The 15,689-nt window shown below is 69.6% G+C and carries 12 protein-coding genes; 10 read left to right on the top strand and 2 right to left on the bottom strand.

What is annotated here, in order from left to right; translation table 11 throughout:
• The first annotated feature begins 8 nt into the window (after positions 1-8).
• Positions 9-851 carry a class I SAM-dependent methyltransferase gene (locus B1991_RS00345; RefSeq protein ID WP_136256711.1) on the top strand — a complete coding sequence of 281 codons (843 nt, stop codon included), beginning with the start codon at positions 9-11 and terminating at the stop codon, positions 849-851.
• Positions 852-857: 6 nt separating this feature from the next.
• Here B1991_RS00345 and B1991_RS00340 read toward each other — a convergent pair whose 3' ends face one another.
• Positions 858-1,820: a LysR family transcriptional regulator gene (locus B1991_RS00340; RefSeq protein WP_136256710.1), complete on the bottom strand. Its 963-nt coding sequence runs from the start codon at positions 1,818-1,820 to the stop codon at positions 858-860.
• A gap of 143 nt (positions 1,821-1,963) precedes the next feature.
• On the opposite strand from B1991_RS00340, the gene B1991_RS00335 reads away from it, so the two are divergent.
• From B1991_RS00335 to B1991_RS00315, 5 genes are all read left to right on the top strand, one after another.
• Positions 1,964-3,214, top strand: coding sequence for an efflux RND transporter periplasmic adaptor subunit (locus B1991_RS00335; RefSeq protein WP_136256709.1), 1,251 nt, complete (start codon positions 1,964-1,966; stop codon positions 3,212-3,214).
• A gap of 196 nt (positions 3,215-3,410) precedes the next feature.
• Positions 3,411-6,602 carry an efflux RND transporter permease subunit gene (locus tag B1991_RS00330; protein WP_136256708.1) on the top strand — a complete coding sequence of 1,064 codons (3,192 nt, stop codon included), beginning with the start codon at positions 3,411-3,413 and terminating at the stop codon, positions 6,600-6,602.
• Positions 6,602-8,044, top strand: a complete 1,443-nt coding sequence (locus B1991_RS00325) for an efflux transporter outer membrane subunit (RefSeq protein WP_136256707.1) — start codon at positions 6,602-6,604, stop codon at positions 8,042-8,044. The genes B1991_RS00330 and B1991_RS00325 overlap by 1 nt, the downstream gene beginning before the upstream one ends.
• The gene (locus B1991_RS00320; protein ID WP_136256706.1) at positions 8,041-8,775 is read left to right on the top strand and encodes an SDR family NAD(P)-dependent oxidoreductase; all 735 of its coding nucleotides are present in this window, start codon (positions 8,041-8,043) and stop codon (positions 8,773-8,775) included. Before B1991_RS00325 ends, B1991_RS00320 begins: the two co-directional genes overlap by 4 nt.
• Before the next feature lie 29 nt (positions 8,776-8,804).
• Entirely contained in the window at positions 8,805-9,839 is a 1,035-nt protein-coding gene (locus B1991_RS00315) for an NADP-dependent oxidoreductase (RefSeq protein ID WP_136256705.1), read from the top strand.
• Positions 9,840-9,848: 9 nt separating this feature from the next.
• Here the strand turns inward: B1991_RS00315 and B1991_RS00310 are convergent, their stop codons facing one another.
• A complete protein-coding gene (locus B1991_RS00310; protein WP_246031004.1) occupies positions 9,849-10,346 on the bottom strand; it encodes a nuclear transport factor 2 family protein in 498 nt (165 codons plus the stop codon).
• Positions 10,347-10,607: 261 nt separating this feature from the next.
• On the opposite strand from B1991_RS00310, the gene B1991_RS00305 reads away from it, so the two are divergent.
• The 4 genes from B1991_RS00305 to B1991_RS00290 all read left to right on the top strand — a co-directional run bounded on the left by B1991_RS00305 (position 10,608) and on the right by B1991_RS00290 (position 15,635).
• The gene (locus tag B1991_RS00305; RefSeq protein WP_136256704.1) at positions 10,608-11,798 is read left to right on the top strand and encodes a M23 family metallopeptidase; all 1,191 of its coding nucleotides are present in this window, start codon (positions 10,608-10,610) and stop codon (positions 11,796-11,798) included.
• A gap of 139 nt (positions 11,799-11,937) precedes the next feature.
• The gene (locus tag B1991_RS00300) at positions 11,938-13,683 is read left to right on the top strand and encodes a TolB-like translocation protein (protein WP_136256703.1); all 1,746 of its coding nucleotides are present in this window, start codon (positions 11,938-11,940) and stop codon (positions 13,681-13,683) included.
• A gap of 111 nt (positions 13,684-13,794) precedes the next feature.
• Positions 13,795-14,883, top strand: coding sequence for a sensor histidine kinase (locus B1991_RS00295; RefSeq protein ID WP_136256702.1), 1,089 nt, complete (start codon positions 13,795-13,797; stop codon positions 14,881-14,883).
• Complete coding sequence (locus tag B1991_RS00290) at positions 14,880-15,635, top strand: LytR/AlgR family response regulator transcription factor (RefSeq protein WP_136256701.1); 756 nt, start codon at positions 14,880-14,882, stop codon at positions 15,633-15,635. The genes B1991_RS00295 and B1991_RS00290 overlap by 4 nt, the downstream gene beginning before the upstream one ends.
• Positions 15,636-15,689: the final 54 nt, after the last annotated feature.

The following is a 15,689-nucleotide window of genomic DNA, read 5'->3' as shown; positions in this document are numbered from 1 at the left end:
TTCTGCCGATGCATGCCCCGTCGCTGCACACCCTGCTCGATGCGCTGGAGCACGACGCGGCGCTGCGCAAAGCCGACGCCTTGCGCGAGCGACTCGATGCGCTGGACCGGATCGAGCTGCTGCAACTTGGCGGCGCGCCCGGGCCGGGTGCGTCCGCGCTGCGCATCGCCGCGCTGCGCGAGGATTTCGAGGCCATGAATGCCGCCAGCTTCGCGCACGCGCGCGAGGCGATCCGGCGCGGCGCCGTGCCGGCGCTGCTGCAGCAATGCCTCGACGAGCCGTGCCATGCCGACGGCGACGGCTACGACTGGCGCGACGAACTGGTCGAAGGCGTGCTGCAACTGCGCCCGCCATCGGCGGCCGCGTCCCCGCTGCCGGCGGACATGGTGGCCTACCAGCCCACGCCGGCGCGGCACATCTTCGACCTGCTGGCGCAGGCGCGACTGGGTGCACACGACGTGCTGGTCGACCTCGGTGCCGGCCTGGGCCACGTGCCGCTGCTGGCCGCGATCTGCAGCCGGGCCGCCTCGGTCGGCATCGAACGCGAGCCCTCCTACGTGGCGTGCGCGCAAGCCGGGGCCGCCGCGTTGCGGCTGTCGCGGGCGCGCTTCCTGTGCATGGATGCGCGCGCCGCGGATTTCGCCGAAGGCACGCTGTTCTACCTGTACACCCCGTTCCGCGGCGCGGTGCTCGACACGGTGCTGGGCGCCCTGCGCCGCGAGGCGGAGCGACGCGCGCTGCGCATTGCCGCCCACGGCCCCTGCGTGGGAGCGCTGGCCACGCAGCCCTGGCTGGCGGCCGACACGCCGCCACGGGCCGACCGCGTCACGCTGTTCCGTCCGCGCGGCTGAGCCGGCTCAGGCCGCGAGTTCCTCGGCGTGCTGTGCCATCGGGGCCCTGGACGCGCGGGGCGTGTCCACCGTGCACTGGTTGGTGCGGTCGAACAGCTCGCGCACCCACTCGATGAAGGCCTGCACGCGGGCGGACAGGTGCTTCTTCTGCGGGTAGACGATCCACACCGGCTTGCCGGTGGAGGCAGTGTCGGTCATCACCAGTTCGAGCATGCCCTTGTCCAGCATGCACGCGGCCAGCATGCGCGGCACCTGGGTGATGCCCAGCCCGGCGGCCACCGCCTGCAGCACCGATTCGCCGTCGTTGATCAGCATGTGCGCGTCGATGTCGACCTCCAGCGGACCGCCGGGCGTGTCGAACTGCCACTGCCGCGGCCGGCCATTCGGGTACACGTAGTTGATGCAGCGGTGATCCTTCAGGTCTTCGATGCTGCGCGGTGCGCCGTACTTGCGCAGGTACTCGGGCGAGGCGCACACGACGTTGCGCAGGTAGCCGATCTTGCGTGCGATCAGGCTGGAATCCTCCAGCTGGCCCACCAGGATCGCGCAATCCAGGCCCTCGCCGTTGAGGTCCTTCGGCGAATCGCTCATCGACAGCTCCAGCCGGATGTCCGGGTAGCGCTGCTCGAATTCGGTCAGCCGCGGGATCACCGCGGCGCGCCCCACCGACAGCGAAATGCCCACCCGCAACTTGCCGGTGGGCTTGCTGTTGGCGTAGTTGAGCGCCTCGGTGGCCTCGGCCAGATCGGCGAGGATCTCCTTGCAACGGGCGTGGAATGCGGCCCCATCGTCGGTCAAACGCAGTGACCGCGTGGAGCGGAACAGGAGCCGCGCACCGAGCTGGGTCTCCAGCCGGGTCACGGCCCGACTGACCCCGGACGGGGTCATGCCCAACTGGCCGGCAGCGGCGGCGAAACTCTTGGCCTCGACCACGCGGACGAAGGTTGATATGGCGGAAAAGTCTTCCATTGCTTCAGTTCCTCGTCGATTCGTGACTGTGGCGCACGAGTGTAATGCGCAAGAACCGGGTTTTCTATACCGGAGAGTACACCTATTCTCTCGGCCCTCGCCAGGCTTCCCCCGCCCGGCCCACGAGATATCGGGAGTGCGTCATGAAGAAACAATGGATGCTGATACCCCTGGTCGCCGCCGGTGCGCTGGGCAGCTGGCTGCTGCTGCACGGCGATGACAGCCGTGCCCAGGGACCCGCCGCCGGCGCGCCGCCGGAAGTGACGGTGGCGCAGGCGCTGACCCGCCAGGTCAGCGACAGCGCCCAGTTCACCGGCCGGCTGGAAGCGGTCAACACCGTGCAGGTGCAGCCGCGCGTCGACGGTTTCGTCGAGTCGGTGCATTTTCGCGAAGGCGCGCTGGTGCACAAGGGCGACGTGCTGTTTCAGCTCGACGCCCGTCCGTACCGGGCCGAGGTCGACCGGCTGGTCGCCAACCAGGCGCAGGCGAAGGCCGAGCTGAACCTGGCCCAGACCAACCAGCGCCGCGGCGAGATGCTGCTGGCCCAGCACGCGATCGCGCAGCAGGAAGCCGATCGCCTGGAGACCACCGCGCAGAGTGCCCGGGCCCAGCTCGGCGCCGCCACCGCGGCGCTGGCCGCCGCGCGGCTGAAGCTGGACTTCACCACGGTGCGCGCGCCGATCGACGGCCGCGTCAGCAACGCCCGCGTCACCGCCGGCAACCTGGTCACCAGCAGCGACGTGCTGACCAGCGTGGTATCGGTGAACCCGGTCTACGTCTACTTCGACGTGGACGAGCAGACCTGGCTCAAGCTCGACCACCTGCGTGCCGGCGCGAAGCGGGCCGGCCGCAGCGCGCGGATCGAGGCGGCGATGGGCCTGGCCGACGAAGCCGGTTACCCGCATGAAGGCCGCCTGGACTTCGTCGACAACCAGTTGCACACCGGCTCCGGCACCATGCGCCTGCGCGCGGTATTCGACAACGCCGACGGCCTGTACACGCCCGGCCTGTATGCCCGCGTGCAACTGCAGAGCGGGCAGGCGAAGTCGCGCGTGCTGGTGGACGACCGCGCGATCGGCACCGACCTCGGCAACCAGTTCGTCTACGTGGTCGACAAGGATCACAAGGTGCAATACCGCAAGGTCGACACCGGTGCGCTGTTCCACGGCCTGCGCGTGATCGACCGCGGCGTGCAGCCGAGTGACCTGGTGGTGGTCAACGGCCTGCAGCGCGTGCGCCCCGGCGTCGAGGTGAATCCGCAGAAGGTGGCGATGAGCTACCGGCTGGATGCGGCGGACAAGGCGCTGGTGGAGCGTGGCGAGGCGCCATCGACCAATGACTCTCGCACTGCACAGACCAGGACAACCGCAGCATCGGGTCGCCCGCAAGGTTGAGCTCCCTCCCCTGCGACCGAAGGAAGTCCCCTTGCGGGACGTGCAGCAGGGGAGGGTTGGGGAGGGGTGAAGTCCCTCCAGTCAGCCAAGAAGCCACCGGCAAGAGCGTTACCCCCTCCCAACCTCCCCCTGCTGCGCAGGGGGAGGAGCAAAGAAAGACCGAAGCCGTCAACCAGCTTCGTCGAGGATCTTTTGCATGAAAAACATTGCCCAATTCTTCGTCGACCGGCCGATCATGGCCGCCGTGCTGTCGCTGCTGTTCGTGATCACCGGCGCCATCGCGGTGTTCCAGCTGCCGATCAGCGAGTACCCCGAAGTGGTGCCGCCCACCGTGGTGGTGCGTGCCAGCTATCCCGGCGCCAACCCCAAGGTGATCGCGCAGACCGTCGCCACGCCGCTGGAGGAACAGATCAACGGCGCCGAAGGCATGCTGTACACCTCCTCGCAGGCGACCAGCGATGGCGCGCTCACCCTGACCGTGACGTTCGCGCTGGGCACCGATCTCGACAACGCCCAGGTCGACGTGCAGAACCGCGTGGCGCAAGCCCTGCCGAAGCTGCCCGAGGAAGTGCAGCGGCTCGGCGTGACCACGCAGAAGAGCTCGCCCGACCTGACCATGGTGGTGCACCTCACCTCGCCCGACCAGCGCTACGACATGCTGTACCTGTCGAACTACGCGCGGCTGCACGTGAAGGACGTGCTGGGCCGGCTCGACGGCGTCGGCGACGTGCAGATCTTCGGCGCCGGCGAATACTCGATGCGCGTGTGGCTGGACCCGCAGAAGCTGGCGCAGCGCTCGCTCACCACCGGCGACGTGATCGCCGCGATCCGCGAGCAGAACGTGCAGGTCGCCGCCGGTGCGCTGAACGCGCCGCCCGGCCCGTCCAACTCCGCGTTCCAGCTCAACATCAACACGCGCGGCCGGCTGGTCAGCGAGGACGACTTCCGCCACATCATCGTGCGCACCGACGCCAACGGTGGCGTCACCCACCTGAGTGACGTGGCCAAGGTCGACCTGGGCTCGAACAACTACGCGCTGCGCAGCCTGCTGGACAACAAGCCGGCGGTGGCCTTGCCGATCTTCGCGCGGCCGGGGTCCAACGCGATCCAGATCTCCGACGAAGTGCGCGCCACCATGGCGCAGCTGAAGCAGGATTTCCCGCAAGGGGTGGATTACTCCATCGTCTACGACCCGACCGTGTTCGTGCGCGGCTCGATCGAGGCGGTGGCGCACACGCTGCTGGAAGCGATCCTGCTGGTGGTGCTGGTGGTGATCCTGTTCCTGCAGACCTGGCGCGCCTCGATCATCCCGCTGGTGGCGGTGCCGGTGTCGCTGATCGGCACGTTCGCGATCATGTACCTGGCCGGGTTCTCGCTCAACGCGCTGTCGCTGTTCGGCCTGGTGCTGGCGATCGGCATCGTGGTCGATGACGCGATCGTGGTGGTGGAAAACGTCGAGCGGCACATCGAGCTGGGCCAGTCGCCGAAGGAGGCCACGCGCCAGGCGATGCGCGAGGTCACCGGCCCGATCGTGGCCACCGCGCTGGTGCTGTGCGCGGTGTTCATCCCGACCGCCTTCGTCAGCGGCCTCACCGGCCAGTTCTATCGCCAGTTCGCGTTGACCATCGCGATCTCCACGGTGATCTCCGCGTTCAATTCGCTGACCCTGAGCCCGGCGCTGGCCGCCGTGCTGCTGAAGCCGCACGACGCGCCGAAGGACCGCCTCACCCGCGGCATCGACCGCGCGTTCGGCTGGCTGTTCCGTCCGTTCAACCGCGTCTTCCATCGCGGTTCGGAGCGCTACGTGGGCGGCGTCAAGCGCATCGTCGGCAAGGGCAAGCTGGCGCTGGTGGTGTATGCCGGCCTGATCGCGCTGACCTGGTTCGGCTTCTCGCACGTGCCGACCGGCTTCGTGCCCGGCCAGGACAAGCAGTACCTGGTGGCATTCGCGCAGCTGCCCGACGCGGCCTCGCTCGACCGTTCCGAGGACGTGATCCAGCGCATGGGCGCGATCGCGCTGAAGCAGCCGGGCGTGGAGCACGCCGTGGCCTTCCCCGGCCTGTCGATCAATGGCTTCACCAACTCGACCAACTCCGGCATCGTGTTCGTCACGCTGAAGCCGTTCGAGGAACGCCGCAGCGCGGATCTTTCCGCCGGCGCGATCGCCGGCGCGCTGAACCAGAAGTTCGCCTCGATCCAGGACGCGTACATCGCGGTGTTCCCGCCGCCGCCGGTGATGGGCCTGGGCACGATCGGCGGCTTCCGCATGCAGATCGAGGACCGCGGCGACCGCGGCTTCAACGAGCTGTACGCGCAGACGCAGAACCTGATCGCGGCCAGCCGGAAAGATCCGGCACTCGCCGGGCTGTTCTCCAGCTTCCAGGTCAGCGTGCCCCAGGTGGACGCCGACGTGAACCGCGAAAAGGCCAAGGCTGAAGGCGTGAACCTGGGCGACGTGTACCAGACCATGCAGGCCTACATGGGCTCGCTCTACGTCAACGACTTCAACCGTTTCGGCCGCACCTACCAGGTGAACGTGTCGGCCGACCCCGCGTTCCGCCACACGCCCGAGGACATCCTGCAGCTGAAGACGCGCAACGCACAGGGCCAGATGGTGCCGCTGGGTTCGTTCGTCACCGTGCAGCAGGGCGCCGGCCCGGACCGCGTGCAGCATTACAACGGCTACGCCACCGCCGAGATCAACGGCGGCCCCGCGCCCGGCTTCAGTTCCGGCCAGGCCCAAGCGGCGATGGAGAAACTGGCCAGGGACAACCTGCCCAACGGCTTCAGCTTCGAGTGGACCGAGCTGACCTACCAGCAGATCCTGGCCGGCAATACCGCGATCCTGGTGTTCCCGTTGTGCGTGCTGCTGGTGTTCCTGGTGCTGTCGTCGTTGTACGAGAGCTGGTCGCTGCCGCTGGCGGTGATCCTGATCGTGCCGATGGTGCTGCTGTCCGCGATTGCCGGTGTCTGGCTCAGCGGCGGCGACAACAACATCTTCACCCAGATCGGCCTGATCGTGCTGGTGGGGCTGGCGTGCAAGAACGCGATCCTGATCGTGGAGTTCGCCCGCGAACTGCAGCTGGAAGGCGTGCCACGCCACGAGGCCGTGCTGGAAGCCGCCAGGCTGCGGCTGCGCCCGATCCTGATGACCTCGATCGCGTTCATCATGGGCGTGGTGCCGCTGGTCACCTCCAGCGGCGCCGGCGCCGAGATGCGCCACGCGATGGGCGTGGCGGTGTTCGCCGGCATGCTCGGCGTGACCATCTTCGGGCTGATCTACACCCCGCTGTTCTACGTCGTCATTCGCGCCCTGGTCGAGCGCCGCGAGGCGCGCGCGGCCGAACGCGCCGCCGCGCACGCGCAGCCGGCGCTGGAGAACCACTGATGAAGAAGATGCTGAAGATCGCCGCGCTCAGCGCGGCCCTGGCACTGGCCGGCTGTGCCAGCGTGGGACCGAACTATCACGCCGAGAAGATCGCCGCGCCGCAACTGCAGGGCCTCGACGCCGTGCAGGAAAGCAACGCGTCGTTCCAGTCTGCGTGGTGGAGGCAGTTCAACGATCCGACCCTGGACGCCCTGATCCAGCGCGCGGCGGCGAACAACCTCGACCTGCGCATCGCGGTGGCGCGGTTGCACGAAGCGCGGGCGCTGCTCAGTGGCGCGAAGTCCGACCGCTTTCCGACCATCGACACCGGCGCGAGCTACACGCGCAGCCGCGGCCAGCAGCCGGGCTTCAGCGACCAGCGCAGCACCACCACGACCTATCAGGCCGGCTTCGATGCGTCATGGGAACTGGACCTGTTCGGCGGCGTGCGCCGCTCGGTGGAAGCGGCCGGCGCCGATCTCGGCGCGCGCGAGGCCGCCTTGCATGACGTGCAGGTCAGCCTGCTGGCCGAGGTCGCGCGCAACTACTTCGAACTGCGCGGCAGCCAGCTGCGGCTGGACATCGCCCGCCGCGACATCGACAACCAGCGCCAGACCGTGCACCTCACCGAAGTGCGCCAGCAGGTCGGCACCGGTTCGGAGCAGGACGTGGCCAGCGCCAAGGCCCGCCTCAGCGCGGTGCAGGCGCAACTGCCGCTATTGCAGACCCAGGCCAGCGCCAGCGAATACCGCCTCGCCGTGCTGCTGGGCGAGCGTCCGGGCGAGCTCGACATCGACGTGTCGCCGAAGAGTTTCACCCCGATCGCCACCACCTTGCCGATCGGCGACGCGGGCGACGTGCTGTCGCGCCGCCCGGACGTCCAGATGGCCGAACGCGAATACGCCGCCGCCACCGCACGGATCGGCGTGGCCAAGGCGGACTTCTTCCCGCACATCACGCTGGGTGGTTTCCTCGGCTTCCTGTCCGGGCGCAGCAATGACTTCGGCAGTCCGTCGACGCGCGCCTGGTCGTTGATGCCGAGCATCCACTGGGCCGGCCTCAACGTGCAGCGCGTGCGCGCGAACCTGCACGCCAGCGAGGCGCGCGCCGATGCGGCGCAGGCGAATTACCAGCGCAGCGTGCTGGAGGCGATCGAGGACATCGACAACGCGGTCACCGGCTTCAACCAGCAACGCATCCGCGTCGACCACCTGATCGAGCAGGCCACGCAGAGCAAGCGCGCCGCCGACCTGGCCCGCGTGCGCTACCAGGAAGGCGCCACCGGCTTCCTCGAACTGCTCGACGCCGAGCGTACCCAGCTCGCCGCCGAAGACGATCTGGCCCAGGCCGAGGCGGCGATCAACACCCGCGCCGTCGCCCTGTACAAGTCGCTCGGCGGCGGCTGGCAGGCTTGCGGTGACGAGCAGTGCAGCGCGGTGGCGCAGACCGGCGCCGCACCATGAGCCGGCCCGCCCGCCGCGTGCCGGCGAGCACGCCGGTCTATCGCGTGGCCCTGGTCAGCGGCGCCAACCGCGGCCTCGGCTTCGAGGTGGCGAGCCAGCTCAGCGAACGCGGCATGACCGTGCTGCTGGGCGCACGCGATCTGGACAAGGGCCTGCACGCGGCGCGCAAGCTGGCCAGTGCGCCCGGCGAGGTGATCGCGGTACAGCTCGACGTCACCCGACAGGAACAGGTCGACACGCTGGCGCGCTGGATCGAAGTTACCTACGGCCGGCTCGACGTGCTGGTCAACAACGCCGGCGGCTACTATGACCACGACGCGCTGGCCAGCGACGGCGACCTCACCCGCGCACTGGGCGCGATGCAGACCCACCTGTACGGCAGCTGGCGACTGACCAGCGCGATGCTGCCGCTGATGCGCCGGCACGGCTACGGCCGCATCGTGAACGTGTCCAGCGGTTGCGCCGCCAGCGCGTCGAACGACAGGCACTGCGTGGCCTATCGCACCTCCAAGTCCGCGCTCAACGCCTACACGCGCACGCTGGCGGCCGAGCTGGAAGGCAGCGGCATCACGGTCAACGCGGTGTGCCCGGGCTGGGTCGCCACCGACCTGGGCGGTGCCGGCGGTCGACCGGTCAGTGTCGGCGCCGCCGGCGTGGTGTGGGCTGCCAGCCTGCCGGCCCCGGCGCCGACCGGTCGCTTCTTCCGCGATGGCAAGCAGATCGCCTGGTGATCGTCCCTTCCCCTGCTGGAGCTTTCCGCATGCCGCAAGACACCTCGACCCATCGCCGCATCGTGCTCGCCGCCCGTCCGCACGGGTTGCCGACCACGCAGGATTTCCGCCTGGACCATGCACCGCTTCCCTCGCCCGGCGAGGGTGAGGTGTTGCTGCGCACGCTGTATCTCTCGCTCGATCCGTACATGCGCAACCTGATGGACGAGGCCGGCACCGAGTACGCGCCGGGCCTGGAGCTGGGCCAGCCGATGATGGGCGGCACGGTGAGCCGCGTGGTCAGCTCGCGGCATGCCGGCTTCCAGCCCGGCGAGCTGGTGCTGGGCAGCGCCGGCTGGCAGGACTACGCCGTGGCCGCCGGCGACACGCTGACGACGCTGGGCGACCTGGCGCAACCCTCGCTGGCACTGGGCGGCCTGGGCATGACCGGCTTCACCGCCTACGTCGGCCTGCTCGACATCGGCCAGCCGCAGCCGGGCGAGACCGTGGTGGTGGCCGCCGCGACCGGCGCGGTCGGTGCCGTGGTCGGGCAGATCGCACGGCTCAAGGGCGCGCGGGTGGTCGGCATCGCCGGCGGCCCCGACAAGTGCCGGCACGCGGTGGAGGAACTGGGCTTCGATGCCTGCCTCGACCACCGCGCGCCGGATCTCGCCGGGCGGCTCGCCGCGGCCTGCCCGGACGGCATCGACGTGTACTTCGAGAACGTGGGCGGCGCGGTGCTCGACGCCGTGCTGCCGTCGCTCAACCATCATGCGCGGGTGCCGGTGTGCGGCCTGGTCGCGCACTACAACGACGACGCGCCGCCGCCCGGGCCGGATCGCCGCCCGCAGCTGATGGCCGCCGTGCTGCAGAAGCGCATCCGCATGCAGGGCTTCGTCATCCTCGACCACTACGCCGACCGCTTCGCGGCGTTCCGCGAGGACATGCAGGCCTGGCTCGACGCCGGCCGGATCATCCTGCGCGAGGATCGCGTCGAGGGCCTGGAAAACGCGCCAGCCGCCTTCATCGGACTGTTGCAGGGCCGCAACCTCGGCAAGCTGGTGGTGCGCGTGGCCGCGGACTGATCGCGCGAACTACCCGCCCACCTTGATGTGCTGCGAGTAGAGCGCATGCCAGCGGCCGTTTTCGTAGACGAAGATGTCGGAGGAGCGCACGCCGTTGCGCGCTCCCAGCTTCGGGTCATAGAAGGTGAGGATCGCGGTGTCGCCGCGGATCACCACCGACTGGGCTGACGGGTGCGCCTTCAACCATGTCTCGACCTTGCGTCGCTCGGCGTCGTTGCCCCGGTTCTTCGCCGCGTGGGCGAGGATTGCGGCTTTCGTGTGCACCGCGCCGTCGGCGCTGATCGAGCGGTACTCGGGCAGCAGCATGGTGTCGAGCCAGGCGCTGTCGCCGTCGAGTTCGGCATCCATCCAGTGCTGGTCGACCGCGATCACCGCGGCCTCGGTGCGCGCGCTTTCGTCGTGTACGCCGGTGGCGTTGGCGACGGTGACCGCGGCGGTCCATTGCATCCCCAGCACCAGCGCGGCGACGCACGCCATGCCGAGGGAGAATCTGCGTTGCTTGCGCATGCTGCGTTCCTCCTGCGCGGACGAAATGCCGCCCGGCAAGGCTGCGCGGCCGGCGTGCACCGCGCATCGGATGGGTGACGAACGCGAGAGCGCGGGTGACGAGCGGCCGCAATACGAGCTTCGGCGGCGACGGCAGGCACGCGTTCCGCCCGTACCGGCCCGCGTGCCGCTGGTCACCGCCACGGCACCGGTCGTCACGGCACCGGCGACACCGGCGAGCGCCGCTGCCATCGTGCACGGACCATCCCCGCGAGCCGCGCCATGTCATTTCTTCCCGTGATGCGAACCTGCTGGCTGGGCCTGATGCTGATCGCGGCCAGCATCACCCGCGCGCACGGCGCCGAGCTGGACATGACGATTGCGGTGCCGCCCACGCCGGTGCGCGTGGAAGGCCACCAGCAACTCGACTACGAAGTGCAGCTGACCAACCGCTCCGGCCGTCGCCTGGCGCTGGAGGAATTCGTCGTGCTCGACGGACGCGACGGGCGGCCAATCGCGCGGCTCTCCGGCAAGACGCTGGAACAGCATGCGGTCATCCTCGATGCCGCGCCGGTGCCGTCGGGCGAAGGGGCGTCCACGCCGTCGACCGCGCCCCTGGCGCCGCTCGAACCGGGCCAGCGGGCGGTGGTATTCATCGATGTCGCGCTGCCGGCGCGCGCCCGCATCGAGACGATTCGTCACCGCATCGGCTATCGCGTGGACGGCGCGCGCGCCGCCATGCAGGTCACCAGCGCGCCGCAGGTGCTGCCACGGACCCGGCCCTCGCTGCTCGCACCACCACTGCGCGGCGGTCCGTGGCTGGCGATCCACGATGCGGACTGGCCGCGCGGCCATCGGCGCGTGTTCTATCGCGTCGACGGCCAGACCCGCCTGCCCGGCCGCTTCGCGATCGACTGGGTGAAGCTGGACGCGCACGGTCGCTACGCCGACGGCGATACCGATCTGGCGCGCACGTGGTACGGCCACGGCGCCGACGTGCTGGCGGTGGCGGATGCACGCGTGGCGGCGGTGCGTGACGGCATGGACGAACCGGCGCGGATCTCGCAGCGCACGCATCACGTTCCCGAAGACGATGCCGGCAACTACGTGGTGCTGCAGCTTGCCGACGGCCGCTACGCGTTCTACGAGCACCTGCGCAAGGGCAGCATCCGCGTCGCCGTGGGCGAGCGCGTGCGTACAGGCCAGGTCATCGCATCGCTGGGCTTCTCCGGCGAATCCACCGGCCCGCACCTGCACTTTCACGTCGCCGACGCAAGCTCTCCGCTAGGTGGCGAAGGCCTGCCGTTCGAAATCCGCGCGTTCGTCCGGCTGGGCGGTTACGACGACATCGCCCGGCTGGGGAAGCCGTGGCGTGCCATCGGCGACGGCGCCACCCGCCGCGACGAATGGCCGGACAGCAACGCGGTGGTGAGGTTTCCGGATCGGTCCGCGGCGGTGCAAGGCGGACGATGAACAACCCGGCCAGCCGACCGCTCGTCCCCGCCGAAGCGCCGCGGATCCTCACCATGGCGCCGCAGGTCACCCCGTTGTGGCGGGCTGCGCGGCATGCGACCAGCCTCGACCACTCACCACCCGACCGGAGAGCCGACGCATGAAACTTTCGACCGCATGGCTGGCTGTGCTGCTGGCTTGTGCAGGCGTGGCCCAGGGGGGCCAGGCAGGCAAAGGTGGCGACGTCACCGTGTTCGCGCCAGATGGCATTGCCGGCGCCGCCGACGATGGCGCCGCCGCATTCACCACGGACGGCAACACGGTGTACTTCATGCGCGGCACCGACAGCTTCACCTTGATGGAATCGCATCGTGTCGACGGGCGCTGGTCGACGCCGCGCGTCGCGCCGTTCTCCGGGCGCTGGCGCGACCTCGACCCGGCGATGGCGCCGGACGGCTCCTACCTGCTGTTTGTTTCCAACCGCCCGGTCTCGGGCACGGCGCCGCTCGATGCGGTGCATGCGGGCCAGCGCCGCGCCGGCCAGGGCATGAACCTGTGGCGGGTCGATCGCCGCGGCAACGGCTGGGGCAAGCCGGTGCGCCTGCCCGATGTCGTCAACACCTGTTCGATGAGCTTCGCGCCCAGCGTCGCCGCCGACAGCAGCATCTACTTCATCGGCTGCGTCGGCGCGGATGAGGGCCTGCATCTGCTGCGCTCGATCTGGCGCGATGGCCACTACCAGGCGCCGTACGTGGTGAAGCTCGGCACGGCGGATGCTCTGATCCGCGATCCGGCGATCGCCCCCGATCGCTCGTTCATCGTGGTGGCGACGAAGCGCACGGCGCAGCAGCCGTATCGCCTCGCCATCGCCTTCCACACGCGCGAGGGTTGGAGCGCATTGCAGGATCTCGGCGACACCGTCAACGGCGGCAAGCACAGCATGGGCGCCCAGCTTGGGCCCGACCATCGCACGCTGTATTTCTACAGCGATCGCCGCCTGCCGCCGACCGACCCGGACCGTGGCGCCGCGTGGAACAACGGCAACGACCACATCTGGCAGGTCTCGCTGGCGCCATGGCTGGATGCGGCGCAAACCGCCGGCGCCACGGCGACTGCGCAGCTGCCCTGGCAGGCGGAGCACGATGCCTCGCCGGCCTTCGCGCCCGATGGCGACACCGTGTTCTTCGCCCGCGGCCACGGCGAGTCGCGCCGCATCCTGCTCGCCGATCGGGATGGCGACACGTGGTCCCCGCCCCGGCCGGCGCCGTTCGCCGGCGCGTGGATGGACATGGAGCCGGCGATGGCGCCGGACGGCTCCTACCTGGTGTTCGCCTCGAACCGGCCGGCAATCGCCGGCGGTGCAGCGCTCGACGGCTACTACGACGGCAAGCCGCAGCCACGCCGTGGCGGCAACCTGTGGCGGACGGACCGCCGTGCCGGCGGCTGGAGCACGCCGGTGCGCCTGCCCGAAACCGTCAACCGCAGCAGCTCGGTCTATGCGCCGGCGCTGGCGGCCGATGGCAGCGTCTACTTCATGCAGGCTGATCCGAAGACCAGCCATTTCCGGCTCTACGTCAGCCATCTTGCCGATGGACAGCTGCAGCCGGCGACGCCGTTGTCGTTCAGCGACGGCGTCACGGACGACTACGATCCCGCAGTGGCGCCAGACCAGTCGTTCGTCGTGTTCACTTCGGATCGTCCACCGTCGTCGTCGACCGCGAGCGACATCTTCATCGCCTTCGCCAGGCCCGGCGGCTGGAGCAAGCCGGTTGCCCTGGGCGTGGCCGGCACCGAATCCCGGCTCGACCCGGATCTCTCGACGCTCTACTTCAGCGGGGCGGACAATCACATCCAGTCATTTGCGCTTGGGCCGTGGCTGGCGCGACACCCGAAGTGGTCCGAATGAGTGCAAATTGCCGGCAGGAATGCGCCTTCCGGCACGTTCGGCCCGACGCCGCTGAAGGCACACTCGGCCAGGCCCAAGTTGAGAGCGGCAAGCGTGCTCGGCAAACCTACCGTGTCTGAACCTGTCGAACCGAATCGCCTGCGGAAGTGGGGCCTGGCGTTCGCCTTCTGGACGCTGCTGGCGCTCTCCTATGCGCTGAGCAGCGGACTGTCCTCGATCAGCGAGGGCTATCCGCCGAACTGGCTGCGCGCGCTGAGCTGGAACCTTTCCAACTTCTGGTTGTGGATGGCGCTGGTGCCGCTGGTCGGCTGGCTGGGCCGGCACACCGCCGGGCACGGCTGGCGCCGCTTCCTCGCCGTGCAGGTGCCGGCCAGCCTGGGCGTGGCACTGCTGCAACTGCTCGCCCACCTGGTGCTGTTCTGGAACGTGAGCGGCCCGGGGCGGATGGAGGTGCACACGCTGGGCGCATACATCCGCATGGAGTTCGCCTACAGCTTCCACCTGGCCGTGCTCACCTGCTGGGTGATCCTGGTGGTGCTGCGCGGAATGGAATCGCGCCGCCACCTGCGCGACGAGCGGCTGCGCCGCACGCAACTGGAGACGCAATTGGCGCAGGCGCAACTGCAGGCGCTGCGCATGCAATTGCAGCCGCACTTCCTGTTCAACACGCTCAACGCGATCTCTGCGCTGGCGCTGGCCGACCCGCTGCAGGCGCGGCTGATGATCGCGCGGCTCAGCGACTTCCTGCGGCTCACCCTGGAGGAGCGCCACGCGCCGCAGGTGCCGCTGTCGCGCGAGCTGGAATTCCTCGCCTGCTACCTGGGCATCCAGCAGGTGCGCTTCCAGGATCGACTGAGCACCGAGCTCGACGTGGCCGACGACACGCTGGCCGCCGCAGTGCCGAACCTGATCCTGCAGCCGCTGGTGGAAAACGCGCTGCGCCACGGCCTGCAGGACAAGCCCGGCGCCGGCACCCTGCGCATTTCCACCCAGCGCGACGGCGACCAGCTGCAATTGCGCGTCGACGACGACGGCCTCGGCCTGCCGCCGGCCGGCACCGCCGAAGGCATCGGCCTGGGCAACACGCGCTCGCGCCTGCACATGCTGTTCGGCGACGCGGCGCAACTCGTGCTCAGCGCCATCCCCGGCGGCGGCACCCGCGCCGAAGTCCGCCTGCCCTACATCGAGCACGCCGCATGAGCGTGCCGCGCCTGCGCACCGTGCTGATCGACGACGAGGTGCTGGCCCGCCTCGCCCTGCGCCAGGCACTGGCCACGCACGACGAGGTGGACATCGTCGGCGAATGCGGCAACGCCGCCGAGGCGATGCAGGCCGTGCGCGTGCTGCGCCCCGACCTGCTGTTCCTCGACATCCAGATGCCGGGCATGGACGGCTTCGAACTGCTCGACGAACTGGCCCCCGACCGCCTGCCGCTGGTGGTCTTCGCCACCGCCTTCGCCGAACACGCGCTGCGCGCATTCGACGCGATGGCGCTGGATTACGTGCTCAAGCCGATCGAGCAATCCCGTTTCGACCAGGCGATGGCGCGGGTGAACCAGCACTGGCAAGGCCTGCACGCCACCGCCGGCCCGGCGCTCGAAAGTGCGGCCGCCGGCGGCTACGCCCAACGCCTCAGCGTGCGCCACGGCGAACACATCCGCGTGCTCGCCGTCGACGACATCGACTGGATCCGCGCCGACGGCAACTACCTGCACATCCACGTCGGTCCGGTGCGCTACCTGCACCGCGACACCTTGCGCCACCTGCTGGCCCAACTCGATCCCGCGCAGTTCCTGCGCATCCACCGCGGCACCGTGGTCAACCTGGCGCGGGTGCGCGAGGTGCATCCGATGTTCAAGGGGGGTGCGGAAGTGGTGCTGCATGACGGCACGCGGCTGGATCTGAGTCGGCGGTTTCGGGCGGGGGCGCGGGCGGTGTTGGGGTTGCGCTGAGCCGCGGGCGGATTTGCGGAGGGCCGCGCATTAATCGACGCGGCCTCGCCAGAC

This window comes from Rhodanobacter lindaniclasticus (assembly GCF_004799035.1).
Classification (GTDB): domain Bacteria; phylum Pseudomonadota; class Gammaproteobacteria; order Xanthomonadales; family Rhodanobacteraceae; genus Rhodanobacter; species Rhodanobacter lindaniclasticus.
Note: the sequence above shows the minus strand (reverse complement) of the source record. Positions and strands in the feature narration are given on the sequence as shown.

Bases quoted from the DNA above. Each gene is read 5' to 3' on its own strand.
- B1991_RS00345 (WP_136256711.1), top strand. From the start codon at position 9: ATGCATGCCCCGTCGCTGCACACCCTGCTCGATGCGCTGGAGCACGAC.
- B1991_RS00340 (WP_136256710.1), bottom strand. From the start codon at position 1,820: ATGGAAGACTTTTCCGCCATATCAACCTTCGTCCGCGTGGTCGAGGCC.
- B1991_RS00335 (WP_136256709.1), top strand. From the start codon at position 1,964: ATGAAGAAACAATGGATGCTGATACCCCTGGTCGCCGCCGGTGCGCTG.
- B1991_RS00330 (WP_136256708.1), top strand. From the start codon at position 3,411: ATGAAAAACATTGCCCAATTCTTCGTCGACCGGCCGATCATGGCCGCC.
- B1991_RS00325 (WP_136256707.1), top strand. From the start codon at position 6,602: ATGAAGAAGATGCTGAAGATCGCCGCGCTCAGCGCGGCCCTGGCACTG.
- B1991_RS00320 (WP_136256706.1), top strand. From the start codon at position 8,041: ATGAGCCGGCCCGCCCGCCGCGTGCCGGCGAGCACGCCGGTCTATCGC.
- B1991_RS00315 (WP_136256705.1), top strand. From the start codon at position 8,805: ATGCCGCAAGACACCTCGACCCATCGCCGCATCGTGCTCGCCGCCCGT.
- B1991_RS00310 (WP_246031004.1), bottom strand. From the start codon at position 10,346: ATGCGCAAGCAACGCAGATTCTCCCTCGGCATGGCGTGCGTCGCCGCG.
- B1991_RS00305 (WP_136256704.1), top strand. From the start codon at position 10,608: ATGTCATTTCTTCCCGTGATGCGAACCTGCTGGCTGGGCCTGATGCTG.
- B1991_RS00300 (WP_136256703.1), top strand. From the start codon at position 11,938: ATGAAACTTTCGACCGCATGGCTGGCTGTGCTGCTGGCTTGTGCAGGC.
- B1991_RS00290 (WP_136256701.1), top strand. From the start codon at position 14,880: ATGAGCGTGCCGCGCCTGCGCACCGTGCTGATCGACGACGAGGTGCTG.